Origin of the sequence: Pseudomonas tehranensis, assembly GCF_014268615.1 — a bacterium.
Lineage (GTDB): Bacteria > Pseudomonadota > Gammaproteobacteria > Pseudomonadales > Pseudomonadaceae > Aquipseudomonas > Aquipseudomonas tehranensis.
Genome location: NZ_JABWQV010000269.1, coordinates 1 through 6274, shown reverse-complemented (window position 1 = coordinate 6274; position 6274 = coordinate 1). Strand labels below are relative to the sequence as shown.

Annotated in this window: 5 protein-coding genes; all 5 read right to left on the bottom strand. The window is 60.7% G+C overall.

The annotated features are described in order from the left end of the window. Nucleotides 1-128: 128 nt before the first annotated feature. Nucleotides 129-1610 carry a mannitol dehydrogenase family protein gene (locus tag HU811_RS23685; protein ID WP_186658386.1) on the bottom strand — a complete coding sequence of 494 codons (1482 nt, stop codon included), beginning with the start codon at nt 1608-1610 and terminating at the stop codon, nt 129-131. 15 nt (nt 1611-1625) lie between these two features. Beyond that, nucleotides 1626-2729: an ABC transporter ATP-binding protein gene (locus HU811_RS23680; protein WP_092398110.1), complete on the bottom strand. Its 1104-nt coding sequence runs from the start codon at nt 2727-2729 to the stop codon at nt 1626-1628. A gap of 110 nt (nt 2730-2839) precedes the next feature. Beyond that, nucleotides 2840-3670: a carbohydrate ABC transporter permease gene (locus HU811_RS23675; RefSeq protein ID WP_047229111.1), complete on the bottom strand. Its 831-nt coding sequence runs from the start codon at nt 3668-3670 to the stop codon at nt 2840-2842. A 10-nt stretch (nt 3671-3680) separates the two neighbouring features. Beyond that, on the bottom strand, nt 3681-4613 hold the full coding sequence (locus tag HU811_RS23670) for a carbohydrate ABC transporter permease (protein WP_092398112.1): 933 nt from the start codon (nt 4611-4613) through the stop codon (nt 3681-3683). A 145-nt stretch (nt 4614-4758) separates the two neighbouring features. Continuing rightward, entirely contained in the window at nt 4759-6069 is a 1311-nt protein-coding gene (locus tag HU811_RS23665) for an ABC transporter substrate-binding protein (RefSeq protein WP_092398114.1), read from the bottom strand. Between the last annotated feature and the right edge of the window lie 205 nt (nt 6070-6274).

Below are 6274 nucleotides of genomic sequence, written 5' to 3'. Positions count from 1 at the left end.
TTGCTCCCGCTGGGTCGCGAAGCGGCCCCATCAACCTGACAACCGGCGGTCTCAGGCAGATCCAAGGGGCTGCTGCGCAGCCCAGCGGGAGCAAGCTCCCTCGCCACGGAAGCGGATCGCGTGGCAGTTTAGTCCGTGTTGGCCAACACCCGCTCAAGCGTGCGCGTGACCCCATGTTCGCGCAAGCTGTTGCAGCACCACTCGAAGGCTGCCACGAACTCGGGCGAGTGGGGGATGGACGTACCGAAAATCTCTTCTACCTCCAGCAGTCGCTGGGTCACCAGCGCATCGTCGGCCACCAGCGCCTGGCAGAACGCCGCCCGCGGGTCCGGGATCGAGTAGCTCACGCCGTTTTCGTCCACGCCTTTCAAATACACGGCCCAGGCCGCCACCACCAGCGCCGCGCGACGGGTTTCGCCGCCGTCGGCAATCAAGCGGTTGATGGTCGGCACGGTGAATTTGGGAAACTTCGACGAGCCGTCCGAACACACCCGCTCCAACTGGTCAGCAATCGCCTGGTTGGAAAAACGCTCCACCAGGGTGTTCTTGTAGTCGGTCAGGTCGATCCCTGGCACGGGTGCCAGCTGCGGGGTCACGTCCAGGTCCATATAGGCACGCATGTAACGCACGAACAGCGGATCGTTCATGGTTTCGTGGACGAAGCGATAACCCTTGAGAAAACCCAGGTAGGTCAGCGCCAGGTGACTGCCGTTGAGCAACTTGATTTTCATCTCTTCATAGGGCGAGACGTCATCGGTGAACTGCACGCCGACCTTTTCCCAGTTCGGGCGACCGTTGACGAATTTGTCTTCCAGCACCCATTGCACGAACGGCTCGCAGACCACCGGCCAGGCATCGTCGATCCCATGTTCGTCATGCAATTGCAGCCGGTGGGCACCGCTGGTCATGGGGGTGATGCGGTCAACCATGGCGTTTGGAAAGCTCACGTTGCGGTCGATCCATTGGCCCAGCTCGGGGTCGCGCAACGCGGCGAATGCCAGCAGCGCCTTGCGGGTGACAGCGCCGTTGTGGGGCAGGTTATCGCAGGACATCAGGGTGAATGCCGCAGTGCCGGCCGCGCGGCGCCTGGCCAGGGCCGCGCAGAGGAAACCGAAGACCGTCTTCGGTTGGTCAGGATGGGCCAGGTCGTGTTGGATTTGCGGCAGGTGGGCCATGAACTCGCCGTTACTGTCGTCGATGCAGTAGCCACCCTCGGTGATGGTCAGCGAGACAATGCGGATGTTCGGATCGGCCAGTTTCTCGATCAGCGCCTGGGCGCCGTCTTCGGCCAACAGCATGTCATTGATGGCACCGATCACCCGAACTTCGGTGTCATCGGTGTCCCCCAGTTCAAACAGGGTAAACAGGTAGTCCTGACTGGCGAGGTCATCCCGGGCACGACGGTCTTCGGCCCGCAGGCCCACGCCGCAGATGGCCCAGTCGAGGCCTTCGCCGGTGTTCATCAGGGCGTCGGTGTAATAAGCCTGGTGCGCGCGGTGGAAGCCGCCGACGCCAATGTGGGCAATGCCCTGGCTGACCTCGCTCAAGGAGTAAGCAGGCAGGGCGACCTCGGGGTTGAGGTTGTGCAGGTTCTGTCGGTTGAGTTTCATCACAAGTCTCGGCAATCAGGCGGCGACGCGCAGCGCACGGGTGACCGCCACGCCCTCGGCATCGAATAAGTGGCAGTGTTCAGCATCCAGGTGCAGGCTCAGTTGCTCACCGAAACGGCTCGCCAGATCGCCGCGCACCCGCATGGTCAAGGCTTCGCCGGACGCGGTCACAACGTGACAGAACGTATCGCTGCCCAGCCGCTCGCTGACATCGGCGGTGACCTCAAGCGTGCAATCGCCCGGTTGCGCCAGGTTCAAATGCTCCGGGCGAATCCCCAGGGTCACCGCGCCACCGACGCTCAGGCTGGCCCCGTTCAGGGGCAGGCTGATCCGGGTGCCGGCATCCAGCAGGACTTCACAGCCCTGGCCTTCAAGCCGCGTGACCTTGCCTTTGAGAAAGCCCATTTTCGGCGTGCCGAGGAACCCGGCGACAAACAGGTTGGCCGGCTGGTGATACAGCTCCAGCGGCGAGCCGACCTGTTCGACGCGCCCGCTGTTGAGCACCACCACCTTGTCGGCCAGGGTCATGGCTTCGACCTGATCGTGGGTGACGTAGATCATCGTCGCCTGCAGCTCCTTGTGCAGTCGCGCCAGTTCCAGGCGCATCTGCACCCGCAGGGCGGCGTCGAGGTTGGACAGCGGTTCGTCGAACAGGAAAATCTTCGGGTTGCGCACGATGGCCCGGCCGATCGCCACCCGTTGGCGCTGGCCGCCGGACAACTGCTTGGGCTTGCGCTCAAGCATCGGCCCCAGTTCGAGGATGCGCGCCGCTTCGTTGACCTTCTTCTCGACCTCGGCCTTGGGCACACCGGCCAGGTCCAGGGCAAAGGACATGTTCTTGCGCACGCTCATGTGCGGGTAAAGCGCGTAGGTCTGGAACACCATCGCCAGGTCGCGCTTGGCTGGGCTGACTTCGGTGATATCGCGGCCGTCCAGTTCGATGGTGCCGTCGCTGACCTCTTCCAGGCCGGCGATCAGCCGCAGCAGGGTGGACTTGCCGCAGCCAGACGGGCCGACGAAGACCACGAACTCGCGGTCGTTCACCTCAAGGTCGATGCCCTTGATGATGGAGAAACCTTCGAAGCCTTTTTGCAGATTCTTGATTTTCAGGTTGGCCATGATGATGGGCCTCCACTTGTCATTTATTCAGTTGGGCTGGAGAGAGATCGCAGCCTCGTTGCACTCGACAGCTCCTACAGGGCTGGCGAAGCTTGCGATCTTTTGGCGATTCATTTCACGGCGCCGAAGGACAAACCACGCACCAGCTGTTTCTGGCTGATCCAGCCAAAAATCAGGATCGGCGCGCAGGCCAGGGTCGAGACGGCCGACAACTTGGCCCAGAACAAACCTTCGGGGCTGGAGTAGGAGGCGATCAGGGCCGTCAGCGGCGCGGCTTTGGACGAGGTGAGGTTCAGCGACCAGAACGCCTCGTTCCAGCACAGGATCAGCGACAGCAGCACGGTGGAGGCCAGTCCGCCCTTGGCGATGGGGAGCAGCACTCGCACCATTTCCTGCCACAGCGTGGCGCCATCCAGACGCGCGGCTTCAAGGATGTCGCGGGGAATGTCCTTGAAGTAGGTGTAAATCATCCAGACCACGATCGGCAGGTTGATCAGGGTGTAGATGATGATCAACGCAGTCCGCGTGTCCAGCAGGCCAAAGCTCTTGGCCAGCAGGTAGATCGGCATCAGCACGCCCACCGGCGGCAGCATTTTGGTGGAGAGCATCCACAGCAACGTGCCTTTGGTGCGCTGGGTTTCATAGAACGCCATGGAGTAGGCCGCCGGCACCGCGATCAGCAGGCAAAGGGCGGTGGCGCTGAAGGAAATCACCACCGAGTTCCAAGCGAAGCTGAAGTAGTTGCTGCGCTCATTGATGTGCAGGTAATTCTCCAGCGTCGGCGTGAAGATGAACTGCGGCGGCGTGGCAAACGCATCGATTTCGGTCTTGAAGCTGGTCAGCACCATCCAGAAGATCGGGAAGAAAATCAGGATCGCGATGGCCCAGGCCAGCGTACCCAGCAGCAGGCTTTGCAGGCGACGGGATTGTTGAAGTGTCATGGCTGCGGCCTCAGTTCTTGTCAGTGAGGTTTTTGCCGATCATCCGGACCAGGATGATGGCGGCGATATTGGCAATCACCACGGCAATCAAGCCGCCGGCCGAAGCCATGCCAACGTCGAACTGCACCAGCGCCTGGTTGTAGATCAGGTAGGCGAGGTTGGTCGAGGCGTAGCCGGGGCCACCGTTGGTGGTGGTGAAAATCTCGGCAAACACCGACAGCAGGAAGATGGTTTCAATCATCAGCACCACCGCAATCGGGCGAGCCAGGTGGGGCAGGGTCAGGTGCCAGAAAATCGCGATCGGACCCGCGCCATCCAGGCGCGCAGCTTCTTTCTGTTCCTGGTCGAGGGACTGCATGGCCGTCATCAGGATCAGGATCGCGAAGGGCAACCATTGCCAGGACACAATGATGATGATCGACAGCAGCGGGTAGTGGGCCAGCCAGTCCACCGGCTGCGCGCCGAACAGTTTCCACACCGAGGCGAGGATGCCCGAGACCGGGTGGAAAATCAGGTTCTTCCAGATCAGCGCGCCCACGGTGGGCATGATGAAGAACGGTGAGATCAGCAAGACCCGCACGATGCCGCGACCAAAAAACTCGCTGGCCTCCAGCAGCGCACTGATCAACACCCCGAGCACGATACTGATCAGCAACACGCTGCCCACCAGCAGCAGGGTGTTGGTGGCGCCGGGCATGAAACCCGAATCGGTCAGGAAGTACTCAAAGTTCTCCAGTCCGACGAATTCGTTTTCGCCGGGGTAGAGCAGGTTGTAGCGGATCAGCGAGAAGTAGACGGTCATGCCCAGTGGCACGATCATCCACAGCAGCAATATGGCCACCGAGGGGCTGACCAGGAACCAGCCGGGGTTGGCCAGGCGGCTTTTGCGAACCGGTGGGGCAATCTCGATGGGCGCTTTGGCGGTTGTCGTTGAGCTATTCATGGCATTGAACCGATTTTTTTGCTGAGCCTACGGAGAACCCTTGTGGGAGCGAGCCTGCTCGCGATAGCGATTTATCAGTCACATCAATATTGAATGTGCCGGCCTCATCGCGAGCAGGCTCGCTCCCACAGGAGGCGAGAGCGGATTACTTGGGATACCCGGCGCGCTTCATCTCGCGTTCGGTGGTGGACTGCGCAGCGGTCAACGCCTGGTCCACGGTTTGCTGGCCGGTCAGTGCGCCGGAGAAGAACTTGCCCACCTGGGTGCCGATGGCCTGGAACTCAGGAATGGTCACCAACTGGATGCCCACGTAGGGCACAGGTTTGAGGGTTGGCGCTTTCGGGTCGGCGACTTTCAACGACTCCAGGGTCACCTTGGCAAACGGCGCGGCCTTCATGTAGTCGTCGCTGTAGGTCGAGGTGCGTGTGCCTGGTGGTACGTTGGCGATGCCGTCGGTCTTGGCGACCAATTGGCCGTACTCCTTGGACGTTGCCCACGTGGTAAAGACCGTGGCCGCTTCCTTGGCTTTGGAACTGGCCGGGATGGCCAACGACCAGGAGTACATCCACGAGGTACCCTTGTCGGTTTTTTCGTGGGGGGCGAAGGTGAAGCCAACGTGATCGGCCACCTTGCTTTGGGTCTTGTCGGTCACGAACGAACCGGCCACGCTGGCATCGACCCAGATCGCACATTTGCCGCTGTTGAACAGCGCGAGGTTTTCGTTGAAGCCGTTGCTGGACGCGCCCGGCGGGCCGGACTTCTTCATGTTGTCGACGTAGAAATTCAGTGCCTCTTTCCACTCCGGCCCATTGAATTGCGGCTGCCACTTCTCATCGAACCAGCGTGCGCCATAACCGTTGGCCAGGGTGGTGATCAGTGCCATGTTCTCGCCCCAACCGGCTTTGCCACGCAGGCACAGGCCATATTGTTCCTTGGTCTTGTCGGTGAGTTTTTCCGCGAACTCACCAATCTGGGTCCAGGTTGGATGTTCGGGCATGCTCAGCCCGGCATCCTTGAACAGGTCGGTGCGGTAGTACGTGATCGAGCTTTCGGCGTAGAACGGCAGGGCATAGAGCGTGCCCTTGACCGACAGGCCTTCACGCACGGACGGAAAAATATCATCCAGGGCATAGCTGGCCGGCAAATCCTTCATCGGTTCCAGCCAGCCCTTGGCACCCCAAAGTGCGGCTTCGTACATGCCGATGGTCAACACGTCGAACTGCCCGCCCTGGGTGGCGATGTCGGTGGTCAGACGCTGGCGCAGGACGTTTTCTTCGAGCACCACCCAATTGAGCTTGATGTCCGGGTGCTCGGCTTCGAAGGTCTTCGAGAGCTTTTGCATGCGGATCATGTCGCTGTTGTTGACGGTGGCAATGGTGAGGGTCTGTGCGCCGAAACTGACGCTGCTGAGGGTCATGCAGGTGGAGACAAGCAGAGCTTTTACCGAAGGTTTCATCGCGCACTCCTTTTCCGCGCCCAAAGGCTGCGGAAGGACAGTTATTGTTTTTGTGTCTTCCGGATGAAGGGAAGAATGTGCGCTGATTACAGCCCTCAATCGACGGCGTGACAAATCATCCGTCGCACTTGCGCTGATACTTTTTTGCACTGAAGAGAAGTGCGGCTAAACAATGAACCCCGTGGCGAGGGAGCTTGCTCCCGCT

Coding starts and splice junctions, on each gene's coding strand:
- HU811_RS23685 (WP_186658386.1), bottom strand. CDS start 1,610: ATGAAACTCAACCGACAGAACCTGCACAACCTCAACCCCGAGGTCGCC.
- HU811_RS23665 (WP_092398114.1), bottom strand. CDS start 6,069: ATGAAACCTTCGGTAAAAGCTCTGCTTGTCTCCACCTGCATGACCCTC.
- HU811_RS23680 (WP_092398110.1), bottom strand. CDS start 2,729: ATGGCCAACCTGAAAATCAAGAATCTGCAAAAAGGCTTCGAAGGTTTC.
- HU811_RS23670 (WP_092398112.1), bottom strand. CDS start 4,613: ATGAATAGCTCAACGACAACCGCCAAAGCGCCCATCGAGATTGCCCCA.
- HU811_RS23675 (WP_047229111.1), bottom strand. CDS start 3,670: ATGACACTTCAACAATCCCGTCGCCTGCAAAGCCTGCTGCTGGGTACG.